Annotated in this window: 22 protein-coding genes and 1 riboswitch; of the genes, 7 read left to right on the top strand and 15 right to left on the bottom strand. The window is 48.6% G+C overall.

Features of this window, described 5'->3' with window-relative positions:
- Positions 1–90 precede the first annotated feature (90 nt).
- Together ACXAJH_RS10610 and ACXAJH_RS10605 are read left to right on the top strand one after the other, a co-directional pair.
- Positions 91–645 (top strand): acyl-CoA thioesterase, encoded by a 555-nt coding sequence (locus ACXAJH_RS10610; RefSeq protein WP_474969579.1) that lies wholly within the window; start codon positions 91–93, stop codon positions 643–645.
- Entirely contained in the window at positions 620–991 is a 372-nt protein-coding gene (locus tag ACXAJH_RS10605) for a hypothetical protein (RefSeq protein ID WP_474970959.1), read from the top strand. The genes ACXAJH_RS10610 and ACXAJH_RS10605 overlap by 26 nt, the downstream gene beginning before the upstream one ends.
- A 58-nt stretch (positions 992–1,049) precedes the next feature.
- Here the strand turns inward: ACXAJH_RS10605 and ACXAJH_RS10600 are convergent, their stop codons facing one another.
- The 9 genes from ACXAJH_RS10600 to ACXAJH_RS10560 all read right to left on the bottom strand — a co-directional run bounded on the left by ACXAJH_RS10600 (position 1,050) and on the right by ACXAJH_RS10560 (position 9,612).
- Complete coding sequence (locus ACXAJH_RS10600; protein WP_474969581.1) at positions 1,050–1,205, bottom strand: hypothetical protein; 156 nt, start codon at positions 1,203–1,205, stop codon at positions 1,050–1,052.
- Between the two features lie 191 nt (positions 1,206–1,396).
- Positions 1,397–2,761, bottom strand: coding sequence for a hypothetical protein (locus tag ACXAJH_RS10595; protein WP_474993886.1), 1,365 nt, complete (start codon positions 2,759–2,761; stop codon positions 1,397–1,399).
- Between the two features lie 121 nt (positions 2,762–2,882).
- Complete coding sequence (locus tag ACXAJH_RS10590; protein ID WP_474969583.1) at positions 2,883–3,578, bottom strand: GNAT family N-acetyltransferase; 696 nt, start codon at positions 3,576–3,578, stop codon at positions 2,883–2,885.
- Position 3,579: 1 nt separating this feature from the next.
- Entirely contained in the window at positions 3,580–4,728 is a 1,149-nt protein-coding gene (gene menC / locus ACXAJH_RS10585; RefSeq protein WP_474989933.1) for an o-succinylbenzoate synthase, read from the bottom strand.
- Positions 4,725–5,849, bottom strand: a complete 1,125-nt coding sequence (locus ACXAJH_RS10580; RefSeq protein WP_474969585.1) for an amidohydrolase — start codon at positions 5,847–5,849, stop codon at positions 4,725–4,727. Before ACXAJH_RS10580 ends, menC begins: the two co-directional genes overlap by 4 nt.
- Before the next feature lie 13 nt (positions 5,850–5,862).
- A complete protein-coding gene (locus tag ACXAJH_RS10575) occupies positions 5,863–7,239 on the bottom strand; it encodes a YjiH family protein (RefSeq protein ID WP_474993884.1) in 1,377 nt (458 codons plus the stop codon).
- A gap of 27 nt (positions 7,240–7,266) precedes the next feature.
- Positions 7,267–8,103 carry a MurR/RpiR family transcriptional regulator gene (locus tag ACXAJH_RS10570; RefSeq protein WP_474969587.1) on the bottom strand — a complete coding sequence of 279 codons (837 nt, stop codon included), beginning with the start codon at positions 8,101–8,103 and terminating at the stop codon, positions 7,267–7,269.
- A gap of 131 nt (positions 8,104–8,234) precedes the next feature.
- Complete coding sequence (locus tag ACXAJH_RS10565) at positions 8,235–8,852, bottom strand: hypothetical protein (RefSeq protein WP_474989937.1); 618 nt, start codon at positions 8,850–8,852, stop codon at positions 8,235–8,237.
- A gap of 151 nt (positions 8,853–9,003) precedes the next feature.
- The gene (locus tag ACXAJH_RS10560) at positions 9,004–9,612 is read right to left on the bottom strand and encodes a pyroglutamyl-peptidase I (protein ID WP_474989939.1); all 609 of its coding nucleotides are present in this window, start codon (positions 9,610–9,612) and stop codon (positions 9,004–9,006) included.
- Positions 9,613–9,845: 233 nt separating this feature from the next.
- A riboswitch (purine riboswitch) is annotated at positions 9,846–9,948 on the top strand.
- Positions 9,949–10,081: 133 nt separating this feature from the next.
- Between ACXAJH_RS10560 and ACXAJH_RS10555 the strand changes: the two genes are divergently transcribed.
- Positions 10,082–10,948: a 5'-methylthioadenosine/S-adenosylhomocysteine nucleosidase gene (locus tag ACXAJH_RS10555; protein WP_474989941.1), complete on the top strand. Its 867-nt coding sequence runs from the start codon at positions 10,082–10,084 to the stop codon at positions 10,946–10,948.
- Between the two features lie 35 nt (positions 10,949–10,983).
- Here the strand turns inward: ACXAJH_RS10555 and ACXAJH_RS10550 are convergent, their stop codons facing one another.
- From ACXAJH_RS10550 to ACXAJH_RS10530, 5 genes are all read right to left on the bottom strand, one after another.
- Positions 10,984–11,523: a hypothetical protein gene (locus tag ACXAJH_RS10550; protein WP_474993882.1), complete on the bottom strand. Its 540-nt coding sequence runs from the start codon at positions 11,521–11,523 to the stop codon at positions 10,984–10,986.
- 12 nt (positions 11,524–11,535) lie between these two features.
- Positions 11,536–13,161 (bottom strand): sodium:solute symporter family protein, encoded by a 1,626-nt coding sequence (locus ACXAJH_RS10545; protein WP_474989943.1) that lies wholly within the window; start codon positions 13,159–13,161, stop codon positions 11,536–11,538.
- Positions 13,158–14,315 (bottom strand): glycerate kinase, encoded by a 1,158-nt coding sequence (locus ACXAJH_RS10540; protein ID WP_474993880.1) that lies wholly within the window; start codon positions 14,313–14,315, stop codon positions 13,158–13,160. The genes ACXAJH_RS10545 and ACXAJH_RS10540 overlap by 4 nt, the downstream gene beginning before the upstream one ends.
- Positions 14,312–16,018 carry a sugar phosphorylase gene (locus ACXAJH_RS10535; RefSeq protein WP_474993878.1) on the bottom strand — a complete coding sequence of 569 codons (1,707 nt, stop codon included), beginning with the start codon at positions 16,016–16,018 and terminating at the stop codon, positions 14,312–14,314. Before ACXAJH_RS10535 ends, ACXAJH_RS10540 begins: the two co-directional genes overlap by 4 nt.
- Positions 16,019–16,160: 142 nt before the next feature.
- Positions 16,161–17,351: a CdaR family transcriptional regulator gene (locus ACXAJH_RS10530; RefSeq protein ID WP_474972657.1), complete on the bottom strand. Its 1,191-nt coding sequence runs from the start codon at positions 17,349–17,351 to the stop codon at positions 16,161–16,163.
- A gap of 125 nt (positions 17,352–17,476) precedes the next feature.
- On the opposite strand from ACXAJH_RS10530, the gene ACXAJH_RS10525 reads away from it, so the two are divergent.
- The 3 genes from ACXAJH_RS10525 (at position 17,477) to ACXAJH_RS10515 (ending at position 21,021) form a co-directional block, all read left to right on the top strand.
- On the top strand, positions 17,477–18,166 hold the full coding sequence (locus ACXAJH_RS10525) for a hypothetical protein (RefSeq protein ID WP_160837903.1): 690 nt from the start codon (positions 17,477–17,479) through the stop codon (positions 18,164–18,166).
- Between the two features lie 236 nt (positions 18,167–18,402).
- Positions 18,403–19,368, top strand: a complete 966-nt coding sequence (locus tag ACXAJH_RS10520) for an L-lactate dehydrogenase (RefSeq protein ID WP_474969596.1) — start codon at positions 18,403–18,405, stop codon at positions 19,366–19,368.
- A gap of 27 nt (positions 19,369–19,395) precedes the next feature.
- Positions 19,396–21,021 carry an L-lactate permease gene (locus ACXAJH_RS10515; RefSeq protein ID WP_474969597.1) on the top strand — a complete coding sequence of 542 codons (1,626 nt, stop codon included), beginning with the start codon at positions 19,396–19,398 and terminating at the stop codon, positions 21,019–21,021.
- Between the two features lie 40 nt (positions 21,022–21,061).
- On the opposite strand, the gene ACXAJH_RS10510 is transcribed toward ACXAJH_RS10515, so the two are convergent.
- Positions 21,062–21,508 carry a MarR family winged helix-turn-helix transcriptional regulator gene (locus ACXAJH_RS10510; protein ID WP_474993876.1) on the bottom strand — a complete coding sequence of 149 codons (447 nt, stop codon included), beginning with the start codon at positions 21,506–21,508 and terminating at the stop codon, positions 21,062–21,064.
- A gap of 157 nt (positions 21,509–21,665) precedes the next feature.
- Between ACXAJH_RS10510 and ACXAJH_RS10505 the strand changes: the two genes are divergently transcribed.
- The gene (locus ACXAJH_RS10505; protein ID WP_027954908.1) at positions 21,666–22,088 is read left to right on the top strand and encodes an organic hydroperoxide resistance protein; all 423 of its coding nucleotides are present in this window, start codon (positions 21,666–21,668) and stop codon (positions 22,086–22,088) included.
- Positions 22,089–22,219 lie beyond the last annotated feature (131 nt).

Raw genomic sequence — 22,219 nt, 5'->3', positions numbered from 1 at the left:
TACACTGATGGTGTTCTCCTTTTTGTAGGGACATGTCTTTACGAATAAGCGCTTCGAAATGATTTTATTTACAGAAAGGAAGTCGGAAAAATGACAGATAAACGATCCAGAGAAAGCCTTGTAATTAATACAGACCAAGTGATGATAAACGATTTGAACAACTACAATACATTGTTCGGAGGGGTGTTGATGAAGAAGCTGGATAACAATGCCACCCTTTCTGCAAGAAGGCACGCCAGAGTCAAGGAATGTGTGACAGCGTCGACAGACTCTATCGACTTCCTTCACCCGATTCATCAGACGGATTCGGTTTGTGTGGAATCCTTTGTTTCGTATACAGGAACGAAATCGATGGAGATTTTCTGCAAGGTGATTGCCGAGGATATGATTACCGGGGAGCGGCGGATGGCTGCCACCGCCTTCTTGACGTTTGTAGCTCTGGACGAAAACAAACGTGCCGTGAAAGTTCCAAACGTCATCCCTGAAACCGAAGAAGAGAAATTCCTTTATAAGTCCGGGGAGGAACGCGCCAAGCGCAGGCGATTCCGCCGCGACCATAGTGCTGAGTTAACACGGATCATCGGATTAGAAAAACCATGGGAAAAAGGAGTGGATGAACATGATCAAATTAGCAAGCTTGGGTGAGCTCTATGAGGCAAAAGAAGATATCCAGGACATCCGAACCCGCTACCCGGATGTGTACGCCATTCTCAATCATGTAGTCAGCTTCACACGTCAGCTCCAGATCAAGTACGGATACATGGGAGCCCTCCTGATGGAGGAAGACTTGGAATCCTGCCATCCTGAATTTATCAAAGGATCGATTCTCTCCGTCTACCAAAGGGAAGTGAACCGCTTGAAAAACCACGAGGACTTCCCGGTCGTGCAGGCGTTTCTCGACAAGCACAGGGAAGTCGGAGATGCCAAGCTCTTCCTCCTCATTCTCGGGGCTAAACCAGAGCTGCTGCGCGGTTCTACCATCATGAAGTAAAGAAGAAAATCCCCGGGGGTTTAACAACATCCCGGGGATTTTCTTTCCTCAACGATCATTAAGCACCACTTTTAGAAAGCAGCTGCTCCTGCTGCAGCTTTTCCTGAAGCATGGATACTTTCTCACGCTCTTCTTCCAGCTGCTGCTGCAATTTCTCATTTTCCTTCACAAGAATATCTCTTTGGTCTAACACACGGATCATATCTTCTCTCATAGAATGTCCCCTCTTTCTTTTCAGTTGTTTACCAGTCGACTCAAACTACTACTAGAAACGTTACTTTGTAAAAATTATGTTAAATAATGACGAATTTTGCAACTATAATCTTTCAACAAAAGATAAATACCCCATTGCTGCAGAAATGAACCATGTAAAAAACCTCCAATTTTTGGAGGTTTTTTACAATATCAATAGATCCACATCGAAAATAGAGCGACTCCGATGCCTACAAAACCAAGCCCGATGCTGTATGGTAAATTCCGCAGCACAATCTGGTAAGGATTTACCTTCAATGCCACAGACGTTAAAGTCACAATCAATCCATACGGCGCCGACGGGACGGTGGCTATCGCACAGACCGAAAGCAGAATGGTAAGGGTCACCGGCGGGAAGGCGCTGGTCAACAGTCCGCTCACCCCTCCAAAGATTCCCATCGTAGCAATCGGATGGACCCCGAGCAGGGTCATCACTAAAAACGCGGCCTGGATGAACAACATGATGAAAATCGGCTGCCCTTCCATTGCGATGAGAGGATCCTGTAAGTATTGGAGATAAGGGGATGCATTCAGCGTTTTCGTTAAGAACGAAAGGGTCAGAAGCAGGACGATAAAGTTATCAAGCCGGTTTGTTTTCCACTTCCATGTCGGCCACCCAATATTCATAAAACTGCGCCTGCGCTTGATCAGCAGCGACCAGACAAAAGCAAACGGAAAAATGGCAATCGTCACGGAAAATAGAAAATCAAGCTGGACGACATTTCCAAGAAAAACAACGAAGCACAAAAATAAAACCAGGGCAGCAATAAACTGCATGAACTTCCGTTTGTTCAATGGAGCTGCTCCTGTGCGGTCGTTTTCTGGAATCGATTCACCCCTGTACGTGAATGTTGCCGCAAACGAATCAAGAGCAATGCCGATCACGGAAATCGCAAGCATCCATGGCAGCACTTGGAGGTAGTCGGCTCCCGTAATAAAGATGGATGTGGCCAGCAGAATCTCCAGCGGGCTCCAAAGAAGAGCGAGCGAATAGCCCCGCAGGGTGACCATCAGAATGAAGTTATTCTTCATCTTCGTGTTCATCTGCTTCAATTTTTCCTTCAGCAGATCCTGAGAGACCGCAGCGGAAGAAAGGTTCAAGAAAGCCGCCAGAGAGACCATCGTAACCTCACTGCGCGTATACAAGCCGCTTAAGCTCTGATCCCCGCCTCCGATAAGCGACTGGAGGAGCTTGTTATATCTGCCGGCCTTCACAACACTGTTCATCCACGGAAGCATGGAAATGAGCAGCAGCAGACTGATATTCCCGGCAAAAAATTGAGGGATATCAGAGAGGACCGCATCACTGGAAAAGTAGAAAAATCCGCCGGCTGTCAGCAGCACGGTTCCTAAAATTTTAAAGACGCGGTCCGATCTGGGGAAACTGACGGCCGTCATCACCATCCCCAGGACCCCAATGATTATGTACAGCGTTTCATGTGCCCAGAACGTATGAAGGATATTCAGTAAAAAGACAAACGAGTAGAATAAATAGAGATAATTCGACCAATGGCGCACAGGTATTCTCCTCACTATGGTAGCGTATCCAATGATCTCATCCTATAGAGGAATGGAACTTTTTTCAATCCTAAAGCTCAAAAAGGTGACAACGCCTACAACGTTATCACCTCTCTGTTATTTATCGTTTTTTAGCGAAGAGAAGCGTGGAAGGCTGCCACTGCACGCCTACGTACCCATGTTCAATCAAAGATTTTTGTTCAGCGTAATCCTTCTGCTGAACGGTTACAATGGTAGACTCATCCCACAGCACAGGGCTGGAAATCGGACGATAGAAAATATAGCGGAGCATACCGGCATACTTTTCTTTGACGGCAGCAATGACCATCCCTTGAGAGAACTTATCCTTTAAACTTCCGGGATTTTCAGGGTGAACCGTACAAAAGAGATGAGTCCTGCCGTGGTCAGCTGCGTGGAAAGCCTCCATAATCCAAACACCCATGCTTTTCTGCAGACGGTTCCCTCTGTATTCAGGAAGCACGCATGAAATCTCCTGATGGACGACCTTCTCCCACTCGGCTTCCGGAAGACCGACGTCGCGGCCGAGATTCTCTATGTGCTTTCCTGGATACCATAATGCCCGGAAGGCAGCCAGGGTATCCCGCACATAAACCCCGATCAGCAGCCCTCCGCCTGTTAAAATAGTCGTGAACTCTTCTTCGCTCAGCGGCTGCAGCGTCGATGAATCATCAACATGCTGCTCCACTTCCTTCTGCATCCTCTGCAGTTCTTTCAGGGCATCCAAAGAAAGAACATGGACGCTGTACTTCCTTTCCTGTCCTGTTGGTTGATGCTGTAATATCCCTTCGGCAATCATTCTATCCCTGCTTTCCAATCGTGCTGTCGGCAGTCATTTCCTTTGGTGTAAACGTTTCTTTATGGCTCGTTAATTGTTCAATATAGTCGATATCGGGCTCAAAACCGATGCCCGGCTGGTCCGGAACTTTCATTTCACCGCGGTCCATCCGCACTTCCGGATGAATGATGTCACGCTCCCAATAATGACTGGAAGGAGCTGTATCTCCTGGATAAAGGAACTGAGGCAGGGCTGTGACAGCAATGTTATGCGCCCGGCCGATGCCGGTTTCCAGCATGCCGCCGCACCACATCGGAATATGGTGGTCCTGGCAGAGCTTATGAATCTTCAGCGTTTCCTGCAGGCCTCCAACACGGCCGATCTTCAAATTGACGATCCTGCAGCTGCCAAGCTCAATCGCTTTCCGGACATCATCATAGGAGTGCAGGCTCTCATCGAGACAGACCGGTGTATTCAAATGCTTCTGCAGTTCCGCATGATCAATGATATCGTCATGAGCCAGCGGCTGTTCAATCATCATCAGGTTCAGATCATCCAGCTGCTTCAGACGGGGAATGTCATCGAGCGTGTAGGCGCAGTTGGCGTCCGCCATCATTTCAAGATCAGGAAACCGGCGGCGGACGGCGCGAAGCAGCTCTACATCCCAGCCGGGCTTGATTTTCACTTTGATCCGCTTGTATCCTTCCTTCACATAGCCGGCTATTTTTTCAAGCAGGGCGTCTTTACTTTCCGTAATTCCGATGCTGACGCCCACATCAATGGACGTTTTCGTTCCACCGAGCACTTCGGCCAGTGGACGTCCCTGTTCCTTCGCGTATAAGTCCCAGACCGCCTGCTCCACAGCAGCTTTTGCGTTGAATTGGCCCCGTATGGACTGAAAGCGCTCTGAAACTTCACTCGGATGACCGATCGGTGCTTTCAGCAGTTCGGGCAGGAGAAACTTCCGAAGCATCGGCCAGTTGGTATCAATCGTTTCTTCATTATAAATCGGCTCGTTGATGGATACGGACTCCGCCCAGCCGGAATGACCGTTGGCAGACTGGACTTCCACAAGAATGACGTCCTTATCATATTCAGTACCGACACTGGTCGTAAATGGATGCAGAAGATCCATCTTAATCTGACGGAGAATCACTTTTTCGATATTCACGGAGTTCCCTCCTTCCAGTCTACTTGATCGGCCAGACGCAGCATTTCATATAAAATATCCCGGCCGGTAATCAGAGCCTTTTTGTTAAAGTTCATCGCTGGATGATGCAGTCCTGGAGTAAGCCCGCACCCAAGTCCGATCATCGTCGCAGACAGTCCACTGTTGTGGAAGGTATAAAAATGAAAGTCCTCCGCTCCCGGTGAAACACACGGCGGTGCCAAGGCATCCTTGGAACAGGCTTCCACCACCGCATGTTCAGCCAGCCCTGCAGCCTTATCGTTTGGGACAGCGGCAGGCGAGAATTCCACCCATTCGCTCCCGATTGCTGTTCCTGTTTCCTGCTCGATCTGTTGGATGATTTCCTTCGTCTGGTCGATGAGCTGCTGCAGCCCGTCGTTGGACACGGAGCGGATATCGAACGTCATTCTCGCCGTTTCCGGAATGAGGTTCGCTGCTTCGCCGGAATGCAGTTCTGTCGGCTTCAAGGAATAGCCGGTATCCACATGTACAGCTTTTAGCGAAGCCATCAAGCGGCCCGCAGCTTCGATCGGGTTTCTGGCGAGTTCCGGACGGGCAGCATGAGCGGGTACTCCTTTAATCGTCAGCTTCAATGTAATAATCGCCCCGTGCAGAATCACGGGTGCGGCCTTGCCGTCAGGTACTTCCTGTTCCGGACGCAGATGGATACCGCCTAAGAATTTCACATTCGCAAGGGCTCCGCTTTCCATCATCTGCAACGCCCCGGCTGCCGTTTCTTCCGCGGGCTGGAAGATGAATCGGACCGTATGATGTGGCTTTTCACCGGATTCCATAAGCTTTAATGCGGTATGGAGCACCATCGTACTATGGCCGTCATGACCACACGAGTGATTCGGACGCACTTCCCCGTCCACCTCCTGAACGAGCGCATCCATATCCGCCCTCAACGCAATGACTTCCTCTGTCTCCCCCGGATAATCCACGTAAAATCCATAGTGGCGGGCGAAGCTGTGCACTTGATAGCCGGCATCCTTCAGACGGCTCTGTAAATAATGGGAGGTTTTTTCTTCTTTTCCGCTCGGTTCCGCAAGCGCGTGGAGCGCTTCGTATGTTTGTATCAGGTCATCCTGGTGCTGATTCACGATGCATTCCCCCTTAGAAAATGAGATGGGCTATACCGACAACAATCGGCAGTGTAATGATGGTACGCAATAAAAAAATGAAAACAAGATCTTTGAAGCTTACCGGAAGCTTCGACCCAAGCAGAAGTCCGCCCATTTCCGACATGTAGACAAGCTGGGTGACAGAAACAGAAGCGATGATGAACCGGGTCATTTCACTTTCGATGCCGCTTCCAATAACAGCCGGAAGGAACATATCAGCAAATCCAACGACCATCGTCTGGCCGGCTGCCGACGCTTCCGGCACCTGCATCGCTACAAGCAGCCATTCAAACGGCTTGCCGATGATCGTGAAGAAAGAGGTGAATTCGGCAATGACAACAGCTGCCGTACCGATAGCCATGACGACCGGCATGACACCGATCCACATATCCAGCACGTTTTGCAGCCCTTCTTTCATCGTTGCCTTAGTTCCGCCACTGTGGCGTGCTTTTTCAAGGGCCTGTCCTTTCCCCCATGTGACAACAGATACGCCGGACGGAATCAGCTCCTCTGTTCTTCGTTCGGCGCCTTCGTACGTATCATCCGATTTTCTTGAAAGCGGTGGAATCCGCGGCATAATAATTGCAGCGGCCAGACCGGCAATGATAATCGTTGCATAATAAGGCAGGAAGTACGCCTCCATGTTCAAATAAGTGATGACCACAATCGTAAACGTGATGGAAACAATCGAAAACGTAGTCGCTACAACGGCGGACTCCCGCTTCGTGTAATAGCCTTCTTCGTACTGTTTAGAAGTCAGCAGCACTCCGATCGTTCCATCCCCCACCCATGAAGCCAGACAGTCCAGCGAGGATCGTCCCGGAAGTGTAAAAGACGGGCGCATCACTTTCATCAACAGAGCCCCGACGAATTCAAGCAGGCCAAAATTGAGAAGCAGTGGCAGAAGGAATCCTGCCAGAAGAAACGTTGTGAACAACACAGGCAGCAGATCATTCAGGAGCAGTCCACCGGTCACATCCGATACAAGAAAATCAGGACCGAAAGCAAACAGCACCATCCACCCGAAGACCATCCCGGCTGTCCGGGTGACGAGCCAGTTGTTACTTACATAGAAGAGATTTTTCATATACGCAGAATTCATGATCCAGCCAGGCTTCATTCCTCTGGCCAGGATGGAACCTAAAACAGAAAGCGTGATGACCGCTACGGTAAAATCTGGTATATATGCACCAAGAGCACCGTTGATGCTGTTGGCAAAATAGGCTACTGGAACAGTCATGCCTGATTCTGTACGAATAGGAACGATAAAAAATAAAAGACCGAATAATGACGGCAGTATAAATTTCCAGTAATCCTTCTTCGTATAGGTTTTCTCTGTAACATTCGACGTCTGAAACTCTCCCTGCATAATCCCCACTCCTTTTTTTATAGGTCCCTACTCTAAAAACATCCCCCGCTCTGCATACATCAGTTCAATTTTCTGCTGCCTCGCTTTCACCTGTTCCGAGTACTTGTCCGCTGCCGTCTGGATAACCATTTCAGAAACGCTGACGGCCCCCGCAATAGAATGATAGTCCGTCTCCATCCGCTCTTCTGTCGTAATCGTCACATCCGCTTCCCTGCCAACCGGTGACAAAGGCTTATCTGTGAAGGCGATGATGGATGCGCCTGCTTTCCCGGCAGCGTCTGACAGCTCTTTTCCTTCTATCCGATACCTCGGGAAAGAAAAAATGACGACCGCGGACCGTTGATCGATATCTATCATTTCCTCAGGGAGCAGTCCCTCAGCGCTGAAAAGGGACACGCGGTCTCTCAGCTGTCTCAGCGCATAGTAAAACCAATACCCGGCTGCATAAGAACCTCCGAAGCCCCCGATGAATACCCGGTCCGCTTTCATCATGACCTCCGCTGCATGCAGGATTTCCTCCGGATTCAGCTGATCCATCATATGAGCAAACACTTTCTTTTCCTGTTCCGCCACTTGATAAAACCGGTCTTCTTCCTTTACCTGCCCTGACATCGGAGAAGACTGAGAGGACTGAAGCCAGTTGGAGCGGATGGCGTCCTGCATATGGGAATACCCGCGGAACCCAAGCACATTGGCCAGACGGATGACCGTCGTTTCGCTGACGCCGACATTCCGCCCCAGCTGTGAAGCAGTTATAATGGCTCCTTCCTCTTTATGCTCAATCAAATAAGAAGCCACTTTTTTCTGGCCCTGAGATAAAGAGGGATAATACGTCTTAATGGTCTGAAGGATCGGTTCCTCCATCTTCCTCCTCCTTTCTAAGAATGTGTGAAGTTTTTCCTTCGTTTCTATTAATCTACCGTACTTTTTCCTTCATATCAATAATTATTAGAAAATTCAATAATAAAGCTGTCCCTCTTAATAGAGGAACAGCTTTATTTTTCATATAAACGGACGCTTACCAAATAAGCCAGCAACCCTATAATAGGAATACATCCCATCCAATGTCTCTGATTCTCCCTGCCATACTTCCGCTCCCGCCGGTAGATAACGTACACAGCCAGTGCGGTCAAGACGAAGAAATCAACCGTCATCACATGAACAAACTGTGACACTTGAAAGGCGTTTCCGTATGCAGCCGGACTGCCCAGAATAACTCCGTAGAAGAAAAGAGCTGCTGTTCCAAGAGTCATTACTACGAGGAGAACCTTTGAACGAAGCACCTTTACCACCCAGGCGGGCGTTCTTACCTTTCGATCTGATCCCCTTCCGGCTAAGAAAAAATAAGGCATCAAAGCAAAAGCCCCCAGCATAAAGGAGCCGATGACGAAAGGCCATACAGGTACGCGGTCGTCATCCTCCCCAAGTAGAAAAGCCGCAAAAGTTATCGGGTAAATCCCTAAAAAGCTGAACACCATAAGGAGCATCGGATCAGGATCATTCATTTGGATCAGCTGGGTAAGATAACCTTCGTTCCCATCCGGAGCTATGAAGACGGCGTATAAGATAAAAAGCATCCACAATACGAAAAATAAAGAACGCCGCAGCGTCATTTCCCTTCCCTCCTGTCATCAACAGTACTTGTCTATCTCCTGTATTGATTTCACATAAACCATACCTGACAAAAAAGGATCTGAACCTTCTTTTTTTCCTCTAAAAGGGGGATGCTTCTTTGGCAGGAAAGAAGCATCCCCCTCTTTTCAACTAGGAGTCTATCGATTGAATGACGCATTCGACCGCTTCCGTTAAATCCCGCTGCGGCCAGCTCGGAAGCTTCCCGTGCTGTACAGCCAGTTCGTGTGAGGCAGGGAGGTGAATGAACCCGGCAGGAACCTGTTCTTCTTTCTTTTGAAAATGATAGAGCACCTGATACATCACATGATTACATAGATACGTCCCAGCCGTGTTCGAAATTTCCGCGGGATATCCGCTATCATGGAGAACTTCCACAAATCTATGAATCGGCAGCGATGAAAACAGGCCATCAGGTCCTCCCTCATGAATCGGTTCCCCGTCCGGCATGTTTCCTTTATTATCTCTTTCCCTGCTCTCATTACAGTTGACTGCAATCCGCTCCGGAGTGATGGTATGCCTTCCTGCTGCCAGTCCGAGGGATATGACCAGATCCGGCTGGACACCTTCGACATGATATAGAACTTCCTCTCCGGACGTATGATAATCGACAGAGAGAATACGTCCCTCAACGTGATATCCGTTGATCCGGCGGCCATGAAGCTGATTTACGATTTGTTCAGTTGGATTGATTGGAAAGTTGAGAAACGGTTCGAAACCAGTAAGTAAAAGTGTCGGCACATTTCCATCCCCTTTCGTTCAGAATAACTTTATAAAAGGTAATATTATCCACATTAAAGTTTTCCCTCTATCTTCATATAAAAACCTTCAAACCAATAAAAAAATCATTACAAATCCCAATAAAGCTGTAATACTACTTAAACGAATGAATAAACGAACAATTTTTAATATGATTAAAATAATGTTCGTTTATTAGGTTGTGCAAGAAGATGTCCTCTGTTATAGTAAACCCGTATCCAACTTCATAGCGTACTCGTATATTTTCAGTAATACGGTCTGAGCGTCTCTACCTGGTTCCCATTTAAGAACCGGACTACGAGTTACATGTGTACATCTGTGTCCCCATTGGCACAGTCCTGTTGTATATGTGAACTTTAATGTCTGAAGATAGGACCCATTTTCTACTTTCAGGCATTTTTATATTGAGGCGGCGTTAAGGTGGATAACAACATCAAAGGAGCTTTCACATATGTCTTATCTCGCACGCACACTTACATTTGCACTTCTTTCCATCCTTTTATTAGCAGGGTGCAGCAGCAATGAATCAGATGCAGAAACCAGCGCAGAAGAAGAAACACAGCAGCCCATCCTTATCCAGGGGCCGATGCCGATAGAAGCGGAGAACTTTGCGGAACGCCTTGAAAACGTAGAAGAGGAAGAATCCGGTACGTTTGTTTTTTATAAAGGAACGGTGGATGACTATCCTGTCATTGTCATGAAAACAGGCAAAGGCATGGAAAATACAGCGGCTGCAACGGCCTTGGCCATCGAAAAGTTCAACCCGGCAGCCATCATCAATCAGGGCACATCCGGCGGGCACGATCCGGAATTGAATGTTTTTGATATCGTGCTTGGAGAGCGCACGGTCAACCTCGGTTCCTTGAAGACAGGGAACCGTGCAGAAGGAGAAGGCATCGCACCGAAGGAATGGATTCCGATGGACTTGATGGCATCTGAAGGAAGTGCCGGGGAAGATCCGGATGCCGAAAACATCCGCTACTTTGAAGGAGACAAAGGCCTCCTGGAAGCAGCCAAAGCAGTCAAGGAAACGCACACGGAAGGGAAAGTCGTGGAAGGTACCATTGGTTCCGCAGATGTCTGGAACAATGAAGTCGACCGCATTCAATGGTTCCACGAAAACTTCGAATCCAGCGTAGAAGAAATGGAAGGAGCCGCCGGTGCACAGATCGCCAAAGCGTATGATACCCCGTACCTCGGCATCCGCATCCTTTCCAACAATAAAACCAACGGCGGCGAATACAATCCAGAAACCGCCGCATCCAACCAGGACTACGTCTATGAAGTTGTCCAAGAGTACATCCAAACCAAAGAATGAAAACAAAAGGCAGCTCTGCATGAGCTGCCTTTCCTTCACCCCAAATTCACTTCATCTTGTCCACACACATAGCTCAACACTGTATCTTTAATCGGAACATCCACTTTCCCGTTCAACCCATCCAGAGCCAGCACATCGTAGCCTTTTCCATCTTTGACATAACCGAGCCAGTACGGCACGTAGACGACAAAGCGGTTCACGATTTCCACATGAATTTTCTCACGGCGCTTTTCTTTCGAGAACATTTCCCAGTACAGCACTTCACGTGCTTCCTGCTTCGACACATCCCCCTGCACTCGCCAGAAGCTTTGGCTGCTTTCTTCCACTGGAAGATCAACAGGCAGAATAGCACTCATGCGGCTTAACGGTTCGATTGCCATCCGTCCTTCCAGACCGTCTGGAAGCGAGTGAGTGACCGCCTTATAATCAAAGCAGTAAAAGGGGATGTATACCTGCTCCATGGATGTCAGCTGTTTCGTGTTTCTGAGTTTCTTCCATATACCGGTGTGAAGCTGCCCGGCCATTTTTTTGACGGCTTCCTCTTTTTCAATGACAGGTTGAAGGTAGTGAGTCATGGATTGTCCTCCTTATAAATTCTGCAGATACATCAGGAAGGCAAAGACGACGAAGAAATATACCACAAGATAGATCGGCCATTTTTTCGTTTTCTTCTCTTCCTCGATTTCCTCGACGGCTGCGGCTGCTTCCGCCCGTCCCTGCAGGGTTTCCTGGACGTTTTTCTTTGTCCGATCGATCGTCAGTCCTTCCAGCTTTTCCTTTGGAGGCGCTTTCGATAACAGGCTGACGGCATAACCGGCCGCAACTGCGATTACCGCACCGACAAGGTTATTGTACAGCCAGGAAATTTCCGCAAAAGCGTTCACGGCCCAGACGGCAAGCATTCCGGCAATGACACCGGCAAAGGCGCCTGTTCCATTGACACGCTTCGTAAAGATCGCAAGGATGAACACACCGAGCAGGGCTCCGTAGAAGTAGGAACCAATCTGGTTGACCGCTTCAATTACCGGTCCGAGGTTGCCGGCAAAGAAGGCGAAGATCGTTGCATAAATGCCCCAGAATACCGTTGCATAACGGGACGCTTTCAAGTAATGTTCTTCGGACTGGTTTTTCTTCATGAATTTGCTGTAAAAGTCACGCACAGATACAGCAGACAAGGAATTCAGCGCAGAGTCCAGACTGGACATCGCTGCAGCGAATACACCGGCAATGATCAATCCGGAAATCCCGACCGGAAGCTCGTTCACAACAAAACGCGGGAACAATTCGTTCAAGTTATTGATGTTCGGATCTCCAGCATATTGATAGAAAATGTACAACAGTACACCAATGAGCAGGAACAACAGCATCTGTGGAATCAACAGGACACCACTAAGTACAAGAGACAGCTTACTTTCACGAATCGATTTACTCGTCAGCACACGCTGGATCTGACTTTGATCGGTACCAAAGTAGGCCGCATGCAGGAAGAAACCACCGATCACTCCGGCCCATATGCTGTATTCCACACTCAAATCTGTAGAGAAATCGATCGACTCCAGCATGCCCGTCTGGGACGCTGTCGACATGACTTCTCCCCATCCTCCGGGAACATCCTGGAAGATGATGAAGACACTCAGCCCGGCACCGATCCAGAGAACGACCATCTGAATGACGTCCGTCCAGATGACGGCGCTGATACCGCCAAGGACGGTATAGGAAACAGCAATTACGGCCATGAGGATGATCATGATGTTGACGTCAACACCAGTAATGACCGACAACACAAGCGCCGGCGCATATAGGACGACCCCTGTAGCAAGACCGCGGGCAATCAGGAACAATCCAGCTGTTAATGTACGCGTTTTCACATCAAACCGGCGTTCCAGATATTCATAAGCCGTATAGACTTCCGTTTTATAGAAGAACGGAACGATCGTCGCAATGAGGAAGGCCATGGCAAGCGGCACGTTGATGAACGTGATGATCCGCGTCAGCCCTCCGTCATAGCCCCATCCCGGGGCCCCGATAAACGTGATGGCACTGGCCTGAGTCGCCATGACCGACAGACCGATCGCCCACCACGGGATGCTTCTCCCACCAAGAAAATAATCTTTTGTCGACTTCTGGTTTTTTCCGAAGGCCGCCCCAATAAAAGCGGTTCCAAGTACATATACGACAAAAATGATGTAATCAATGACTGTAAAACTGCTCATTTTGTCCTCTCCCCATTTCGTTGATCTATCGTATAGACATCCATAAACCGGCGGGCCGCCTGCTTCAACAGTTCAGGTCCCTGTCCAACAGCGTCCTTTAGTGTCATCGGTTTGTCGACGATCGGAAGCACGGCCAGAAGCCCTTCCTTCTCTGCTTCGGACAAGTCTCCTTCCATCATGCCCGCAAAAGCGACACACGGCACATGATGCTTTTTCGCCAGTCTCGAAAGACCGATCGGCCCTTTGCCGTACAGCGATTGGGCATCGACTTTCCCTTCTCCGGTGATGACAAGATCCGCTCCGGCAATCTGCTCTTCCAGCTTTCCGAGTTCTGCAATCATTTCAAATCCGCTCTCCACATGGTAATCATCCAACAGACTGAATAAAGAAAAACCGAAGCCTCCGGCCGCACCGCTCCCATCCTTTTCACGGACGATCCTTCCGGTGTGCTGTTCGATCACAGCTGCATACCTCGTCATGCTGTCCTCGAGTTCGGCCAGGCACGATTCGTCTGCACCTTTCTGCGGGCCGAAAATCATCACCGCTCCTTCTTTTCCAAGCAGCGGGTTGGAGACATCTGAGGCAATCCGCCATTCCACACCTTTCACCCTCTGCTTGAAGGCGTCTGTCTTGACGTCCGCTACTTTTCCAAGCTCCCTGCCATTCATGTCCAGCTCATTTCCGTCCTCATCGACATACTGAACGCCTAACGCCTGGAAAAATCCGCTTCCGGCATCAACGGTGGCACTGCCGCCAAGGCCGAGGATGATCGTTTCTGCTCCTTTTTCAATCGCCGCCTTCGCCAGTTCCCCGGTCCCGTAGGTGGACGCTTGAAGAGGGTTCTTTTCTTCGTCATTCAAAAGAGGAAGACCGGAAGCGGAAGCTGTTTCAATCACAGCCATCCGCTCCTCCGGAATCCATCCATAAGAGGCGGTTATTTTTCTTCCTAATGGATCATGAACCGTCTCTTCAATCAGTTCCCCGTCAAACATCTGCATCAAAGCTTCAACGGTCCCTTCACCACCGTCCGCCATCGGAATGGACTGAACATCAACCGTAGAGTCACTTGCTTTAAGTCCCTGCTTCACCGCTTCGCAGGCTTCTGCACTGCTCATCGATCCTTTAAAAGAATCCGGCGCTACAATGATTTTCATTGTCCTCCCGCCTTCAGCCACAGCGCTCCGTAAGGCTGGACCGTTATTTTTTCTTCCGTCGTGTAGGACACTCCGCTTAAAGCATCAACAAACGCTTCTGACTGCAATGGAGCCTGAAACTCTTCCGTATCCACTTCAACAGCTTCTTCAGAGACGTTCACAATCGAAACAAGTTCACCACCGCGGATGATGGTAAACAACCGGTCATCCAGGAACAGCACTTCCTGCTTGGCGTTCGGGTGGAAGGCTTTCTGCTGTTTGCGAAGTTCGATTCTGTCCATAAACGTCGTGAATACCCGGTTTCGCAAAGTCCCTTCCGTATCGAGGTCTTTCTTAAGCTTGTCTGCCTCGAGCTTCTCACGATTAATGGAACGGTTCCTTCCTGTCGCTTCGACTCCTGCCAAGTCATTCAGTGACCCGAGCAGACTGTGCACGTAAATGCCGGGAACACCTTTGACAGAAAGAAGGATCGTCTGCGCAGCAAGGAAACGGTCGACCGCATCGTGAGGCGTCTCTTCCGGCTTCGTCAATGCACTTAAATAGTTGATATTCAGTTCATATGGACTCTTTGTACCGTCTCCATTATCTTTGTAGGAAACGAATCCTCCCTGTTCCTTCGCACGATCAGCAAGACTCTGTACTTCCCCATCATTTAAAATCCCTTCCACAGGACGAAGTCCGACGCCGTCGTGGGAAGCCAGGAAATTGAAGAATGACGTATGATCGCTCGTGTCTTCCAACGCATCAGCCCACTCGGAAAGATGGCGGGCATTTCCGGAAACAAACGAGTGCAGCGTCAATGGCGGCAGTGGGAATTGATAGACCATGTGCGCTTCATTGTGTCCGCTCCCGAAGTAGCTGATGTTATCTTTGTGCGGCACATTGGTTTCCGTAATCACGATCGTACCCGGGGAAATTTCCTCCAGGACGTGGCGCATCACTTGAACGATTTTGTGCGTTTCCTCAAGGTGGATGCTCGTTGTGCCAAGCTGCTTCCACAAAAAGCCGATCGCATCCAGACGCAGATAGCGCGCGCCATGCTGGACGTATGCGGCAAGAATTTGAAGCACTTCTGCGAATAACGCCTCACTCTCATAATTCAAATCGATCTGATCATCACTGAACGTGGTCCAGACATATTTTGCCCCTTCGGCGTGCTCCACTTTTGTTAAGAGTGGTAGAGCCCGCGGACGGACAACCGAACTATAATCAAGCGAAGGATCGGATTCCACAAAGTAATCCTGGTATTCCTCTTCCCCTTTTAGGTAATTTTGGAACCAATTACTTTTTCTTGAAATGTGGTTGATGACCGCATCAAACATCAAGTCGTAATCCTCGGACAATTCGTGCACATTATCCCAGTCACCAAGCTCCGGGTTGACCTCCAGATAATCCTGGACAGAAAAACCGTCATCCGATGTGAACGGGTAAAACGGGAGAATGTGTACGGAATTGATGGTCTGCCCGACATACTCCTGCAGAAACTGTTTCAGCGTTGTGAGCGGATTTTCCCCCTTCTGCTTGATGGAGTCTCCGTACGTAATCAACATCACATCGCGTTCATCCACCCAGTCCTTCGCCTGGGGCTTCTGCTTATAATTATCTATAATATCAAGGGTTTTCCTGTAAAGACGCTCTCCTTTTTCCTTTCCATATACGTCATAAAGGTTCTGTTTAATTTGATCGACAGCCGTTTGAGTCATTTTGTCCCCTCCAAAAATGATGTTAACGCTATCATAAGGGAAATAAGGGATGCTTTCCATGTTACAAACACCAATAATACAAACGTTTTCACAGATTTATTTTGGTATATAGAACAAAAGAGAAGCTCAATCCGCTTCTCTTTCAGGTGATTTTATGGAAGGCAAGCGCCATCTGCAGTAATGTCGAATCATTGATATCACGGGGATCGTAACCGGTCACATCCTTAATTTTCTTCAACCGGTACTGAAGCGTGTTTTTATGAATGTGAAGTACCTCTGAGGTCGCTTTAATCGAACCCTTTTGTTGATAAAATGTCTCCAGGGTATGCTGCCAGTCTGGAATGGACCCGAGGTCTTCGGGCTGGAGCTTTCTTATAATGAAATCACGCCGTACGGATTCAGGCACATCATACATGAGTGACTCCACGCCTAAATCTTCATAGAAATAAAGCGGTTGATGGTGATCAGATGCATAGCGGAGCGCACGGTCGGCCTCTTCCACCGATTTCCACATCGCACCGGGGGTCCGGCACAGGCTGCCGACACCGCCAGAGCTCTCCTGTTCATACGTCTTCAGCAGCGCTTCCTGGATTTCCCGTACCCGTGCACTGACTCTTGATTTTTGGTAGAGCGGATCTTTATGTTCGTTCACAGACAGCAGGATCATATAGCGGGAACTGCCATCCGGGATCAGTACATGTTCATTGTAGTCCGGAAAGTGGCGGTGGATCAGCTTTTCTACGTTTCTCCGGTACCGCTGCATCTGCACTTCATCATTGACATCTCCGAGAGGGGATCCCAATTTGTCATACCAGTAATCCTGAAAACCGCTGAGCTCCAGCAGCACAGCCACCCGGGGTTTATAAATGTTGATGCCGAACATCCATCCCCTTGTCGCAAACAGCTTTTCATCCTGATACTGATTGCGGATCCATTCGTTCACAAACGTTTCCCTTGCCTGCGTCTCCAGCTCCACCTGCTCATCAAGATACGCTTCCTTAATGAGGATTTCCGTCATTTTTTGAAGCAGCGCGCCCTGCTGACTGAGCTCCTCCGGTTCACCGGTGATCCCGATCACCCCGACGATCTGTTTATGCAGACGGACAGGAAGATTGATCCCGGCTTTCGCTCCTTCATACGTTTCTTTCGACGATATGACTAACGTATGGCCGGTTTCCAGCACTTTGGCTGCCCCCTCGTGAAAATCACCGATCCGCTTTTTATCAAGACTGGCGATGATTTTCGCCTTTTCATCCATAAAGTTGATATTTTTGTTCATGATCGGTTCGGTTTCCTGAACAATCGATTGAGCTACCTCTCTTGGGATCAGCATTCCCATTCCCCTCTCCGTCGTTCTTCTTATTATTCATCCTAGCACAGATTCCAGGAAGGAGATGGTCATATTCCCCTCTTTCGGCCTATATAGTGGTCTTACGATACTCTGGGAGGAATGATGGAATGACAGAAGATCAAAAACCGGTATTTTTCAAGAGGAAAATGTTCTGGATCCATACGGCTGCTGCGTTGGTGATATTCTTTACTGCATTTTTCATCGGTTCCTACACCCGTACCATTTCTTTAAATGAAGAAAAGCTGAAGTACGAAGAAGTAACAATGGAAATAGAAAAAGTTGAAAAAAGGTTCATCCAAAAACAAGGCGACCAGAAGGATTTAGAGAAGGATGTTGAGCTCCTCGACGAAAAAAAAGAGGAAATAAATGAACAGGTCAAGGCATTGGAAAAGGATTTAAGTGAGGCTGAAGCTCTGGTGGCGGAAAAAGATACACTTCAGGCAGATCTCAAGAAGCTGGAAGAATCAAAGAAATCCAAGGACAGTGAATTGGATGCTGTTGAAGCGGAAATAGATACGAAGAAGGAAGAACTGGCCATCGTAACCGGAAAAATCATTGAATTAAAAGAAGAACCGAAAACGCTCTCCGCCGGATTCTTCACTGTAGGGAAAGACATTCCTGCCGCCCGCTACAAAGTAACCCCGAATGGGAACGGCAACTTCTTTGTGAATGAAGGAGCTAAAGTCAATATCATGATTGGAAGTGGAAGCTTCTATGAGAGCGAATATATCTTTGAGGCGTTGGAAGGCGACGAAATCGAACTGACCACATCTGCCCATTTTACACCCATTCAATAGTTTTCCACCCTGCTTCCATTTATAATAGGAAGCAGGGTGGAACATCTCTCCCTTTCCCTCCAAGACCTCACACAAATATGTCCAACTTTTGAACAGGAAAACGCTTTAATGAAAACCGGGCAAGCCTATTGTGAATTATTTCACAAAACTCATTGATTTCATGTTGGAAATATTGGACAATATAAATGTGAAATGATTCACAATAACTTGTTCATTATCTTTAGGGAGGAATTCATATGCCAAAACAAAATGTAAACCGTGTCGCTTTAATTGGAGCAGGATCCGTCGGAAGCAGCTACGCTTTTGCGATGTTGAACCAGGCGGTAGCCGAGGAATTCGTGATCATTGACCTGAATGAAGACAAAGCGATGGGCGATGCGATGGATTTGAACCACGGAAAAGTATTTGCCCCGAATCCGACGAAAACATGGTATGGAACGTATGAAGACTGCCGTGATGCCGACATCGTCTGCATCTGTGCAGGCGCGAACCAAAAGCCTGGCGAAACACGTCTCGACCTCGTCAAAAAGAACCTGGTCATTTTCAAATCCATCGTAGATGACGTGATGGCCAACGGATTTGACGGCATTTTCCTTGTGGCCACCAATCCGGTGGATGTGCTCACCTATGCCACATGGAAATTCAGCGGCCTCCCTAAAGAACGAGTGATTGGAAGTGGGACGATCCTGGATTCCGGCCGGTTCCGTTACCTGCTTGGAGAGTACTTCGATGTTTCTCCATCCAGCGTGCACGCAAACATTATCGGCGAACACGGCGATACAGAACTTCCTGTATGGAGCCACGCGACCATCGGCGGTGTTCCAGTCCTTGAATTGATCGAACGTCACGAAAACTATACAAAAGAAGATCTCGACGAAATTTTCGTGAATGTCCGCGATGCCGCCTATCAGATCATTGAGAAAAAAGGAGCCACCTATTACGGCATAGCGATGGGTCTGACCCGCATTACGAAAGCGATCCTATACAACGAAAACAGCATCATGACCGTCAGTGCATACTTGAACGGGGAATACAATGTGGATGACGTGTATATCGGTGTTCCAGCTGTCCTCAACCGCACGGGGATCCGTAATGTGATGGAAATCAACCTGAATGAAGAAGAACAAGGGAAACTGAATCACAGTGCCACTGTTTTGAAAGATATTCTAAGCGAACAATTCGATGTGAAACAGACGAACTAAACTTCTTTTGAAAAGAGATGATCTGCCATGTGGTTCCAACAGTATGATCCTTTTGGTAATCTGGGCGTGAGCGCGCTTTTAGCCGCTCTCCCCATCTTTTTCTTCTTTTTGGCATTAACCCGACTCCGTATGAAAGGGATTCTTGCTGCCTTTCTCACGCTCATCATGAGTCTGGGTATCGCTGTGTTCTTGTTTGATATGCCATGGGGCAATGCGCTTGCCGCAGCCCTCCACGGCATAGCGAACGGTCTATGGCCGATCGGTTACATCGTCATTATGGCCGTCTGGTTATACAAAATTGCTGTACATACCGGGAAATTCACGGTCATCCGTTCCAGTATCGCGAACATCTCCCAGGATCAGCGGCTGCAGCTTCTGCTGATCGGCTTCAGCTTCAACGCTTTCCTTGAAGGGGCCGCAGGATTCGGTGTACCGATTGCCATCAGTGCCGCCCTGCTTGTGGAACTAGGCTTCCGCCCGTTGAAAGCCGCAGCGTTATGCTTGATCGCCAATGCTGCTTCCGGTGCCTTCGGAGCGATCGGCATTCCTGTCATCGTCGGTGCCCAGATGGGAAACCTGGAAACGATGGAGCTTTCCCGGACACTGGCTTACCTGCTTCCTGCCATCTCCTTTGCCATTCCGTTTGTGCTCGTCTTTTTGCTGAATGGATGGAAAGGTGTGAAAGAAACCCTGCCTGCCCTGCTCGTCGTCAGCGGCATTTACACAGGTACCCAGCTGTTTACGATTCTTTTTCTCGGACCTGAACTTGCCAACATCCTTGCTGCGCTCTTAAGTATGGCTGGTCTTGCGCTGTTCTTAAGAAAATGGCAGCCAAAAACGATCCACAGAGAAGCGGATGCTCCCGCTGTTCAGACCGGCGAAACGTACAGCCTGAAGGAAATAGTTAAAGCCTGGTCTCCGTTCTACATCTTAACGGCCGTCATTACGATCTGGAGTCTTCCTGCATTTAAAGCCCTGTTCAATGATGGAGGCTTGCTTGCTGGTACGACCCGGTTGGTATCGATTCCATACCTGCACCAGCAGATTCAGAAAGCCCCGCCGATTGCGCCGGAAACAACCGCGCTTGATGCCATTTTTAAACTTGATTTTATTTCTGCGACCGGCACAGCGATATTGGTGGCTGTTCTTCTGACTGGATGGTTCAGCTCTGCGATCACCCTTCCGGAAGGGATGAAAAACTTGAAAGCGACGATCCAGGAATTGTGGATCCCTATCCTGACCATCTGCTTCGTCATGGGCTTTGCCAACTTATCCAATTTTGCCGGGCTGAGCTCCACCATCGGACTCGCCTTATCCAAAACGGGAAGCCTGTTCCCACTCGTCAGTCCTGTGCTCGGCTGGATCGGCGTTTTCATTACGGGTTCTGTCGTCAGCAACAACGCCTTATTCGGTCACTTACAGGCAGTCACCGCTGACCAGATCACCGCGAACCCGGCACTGCTTCTGGCAGCGAATACAGCCGGCGGTGTAATGGCCAAGCTAATCTCTCCACAGTCCATTGCAATTGCGACAGCAGCGGTTAAGCAGACCGGCCAGGAGTCCACGTTATTCAAGATGACGCTGAAATACAGCTTCATTCTACTGGTGGTTGTCTGTGTAACGACATACATTTTGTCCCTCATTGGTGTATAAAAAGAAATCCCCGCTCTTCTTTAAGAAAGCGGGGATTTTCTTATGACGTTTCATTTCTTTCATGCAGATGTTCAAGAGCCTTCACGAGCGAAGCTTTGAACTGCTTCAGCTCTTCTTCCTCCATAGCGAGGTGGTCGACCACCTGAAACGGGATGTCACGGGCATCCTTTTCCGCGTTTCTTCCCTGCTCAGTCAACGTGACGATCACCCGTCGCTCATCCTCCGGCGACCGTTTCCGTTCAAGCAGACCTGATGTTTCCATCCGCTTCAGCATCGGTGTGAGCGTTCCGGAATCCAGATACAGACGTCTGCCAAGCTCATTCACCGTCATGCTGTCCTCTTCCCATAGTACAAGCAGCACCAAGTACTGCGGATAGGTGACATCCAACTTTTGAAGCAGGGGTTTATACATTTTCGTCATTTCACGCGCCGCTGCATAAATGGAAAAACAAATCTGGTTTTCCAATTTCAAATGCTCTTCAGCCATATCGATCTCTCCTTTATACCCTCAGTGTAGCGAATCCATCCATTTGTCACAACAAAACCAGTTTTTGAGTTCCGCTGGTTGACAAACTAATCTCTTTGCTATAAATTAAATTGTGCACAACTTAATTATACACAATTCAAATGAGGAGTGAAGAAAAATGGAAAAAGCTTTATATACAGCAGCAGCAACAGCACAGGGAGGACGTCAAGGTACGGTCACGTCCAGTGATGGTACCTTGAACCTTGATCTATCCATGCCTAAAGAACTTGGCGGCTCAGGAAAAGAAGGAGCGACGAACCCCGAGCAGCTATTTGCAGCCGGTTACTCTGCATGCTTTGACAGCGCTCTTCAACTCGTTGCCTCTCAGGCGAAGAAAAAAATCACATCTGCGATTACAGCCAACGTAAGCATCGGGAAAGAAGGAGAAGGCTTCGGTCTTGCTGTTGAACTTGCAGTGGAAATCGAAGGCGTTTCCCAGGAAGAAGCAGAAGAGCTTGTTGAAAAAGCCCACCAGGTCTGCCCGTACTCCCGTGCGACTCGCAACAATATTGAAGTTAAATTGACAACAACGGCAAAATAAAAAAAGAGAGCTCCTTACTAAAGGACCTCTCAGCTTGTAGAGAAACCTCTGTTTCTTTACAAGCTTTTTTCTTTCTTACCGCCGGGAGCGAAATCCCCATCTTTTCCGCGGACGAGCCCCCGAGCTTCCTT

The organism is Halobacillus sp. ABD4_316 (genome assembly GCF_056161385.1).
This window is presented reverse-complemented; position numbering and strand designations above follow the sequence as displayed.

Coding starts and splice junctions, on each gene's coding strand:
- ACXAJH_RS10535 (WP_474993878.1), bottom strand. CDS start 16,018: ATGACTCAAACGGCTGTCGATCAAATTAAACAGAACCTTTATGACGTA.
- ACXAJH_RS10515 (WP_474969597.1), top strand. CDS start 19,396: ATGTGGTTCCAACAGTATGATCCTTTTGGTAATCTGGGCGTGAGCGCG.
- ACXAJH_RS10570 (WP_474969587.1), bottom strand. CDS start 8,103: ATGGAGGAACCGATCCTTCAGACCATTAAGACGTATTATCCCTCTTTA.
- ACXAJH_RS10520 (WP_474969596.1), top strand. CDS start 18,403: ATGCCAAAACAAAATGTAAACCGTGTCGCTTTAATTGGAGCAGGATCC.
- ACXAJH_RS10600 (WP_474969581.1), bottom strand. CDS start 1,205: ATGAGAGAAGATATGATCCGTGTGTTAGACCAAAGAGATATTCTTGTG.
- ACXAJH_RS10590 (WP_474969583.1), bottom strand. CDS start 3,578: ATGATTGCCGAAGGGATATTACAGCATCAACCAACAGGACAGGAAAGG.
- ACXAJH_RS10610 (WP_474969579.1), top strand. CDS start 91: ATGACAGATAAACGATCCAGAGAAAGCCTTGTAATTAATACAGACCAA.
- ACXAJH_RS10575 (WP_474993884.1), bottom strand. CDS start 7,239: ATGCAGGGAGAGTTTCAGACGTCGAATGTTACAGAGAAAACCTATACG.
- ACXAJH_RS10510 (WP_474993876.1), bottom strand. CDS start 21,508: ATGGCTGAAGAGCATTTGAAATTGGAAAACCAGATTTGTTTTTCCATT.
- ACXAJH_RS10545 (WP_474989943.1), bottom strand. CDS start 13,161: ATGAGCAGTTTTACAGTCATTGATTACATCATTTTTGTCGTATATGTA.
- ACXAJH_RS10555 (WP_474989941.1), top strand. CDS start 10,082: ATGTCTTATCTCGCACGCACACTTACATTTGCACTTCTTTCCATCCTT.
- ACXAJH_RS10565 (WP_474989937.1), bottom strand. CDS start 8,852: ATGACGCTGCGGCGTTCTTTATTTTTCGTATTGTGGATGCTTTTTATC.
- ACXAJH_RS10505 (WP_027954908.1), top strand. CDS start 21,666: ATGGAAAAAGCTTTATATACAGCAGCAGCAACAGCACAGGGAGGACGT.
- ACXAJH_RS10550 (WP_474993882.1), bottom strand. CDS start 11,523: ATGACTCACTACCTTCAACCTGTCATTGAAAAAGAGGAAGCCGTCAAA.
- ACXAJH_RS10605 (WP_474970959.1), top strand. CDS start 620: ATGATCAAATTAGCAAGCTTGGGTGAGCTCTATGAGGCAAAAGAAGAT.
- ACXAJH_RS10525 (WP_160837903.1), top strand. CDS start 17,477: ATGACAGAAGATCAAAAACCGGTATTTTTCAAGAGGAAAATGTTCTGG.
- ACXAJH_RS10540 (WP_474993880.1), bottom strand. CDS start 14,315: ATGAAAATCATTGTAGCGCCGGATTCTTTTAAAGGATCGATGAGCAGT.
- ACXAJH_RS10530 (WP_474972657.1), bottom strand. CDS start 17,351: ATGCTGATCCCAAGAGAGGTAGCTCAATCGATTGTTCAGGAAACCGAA.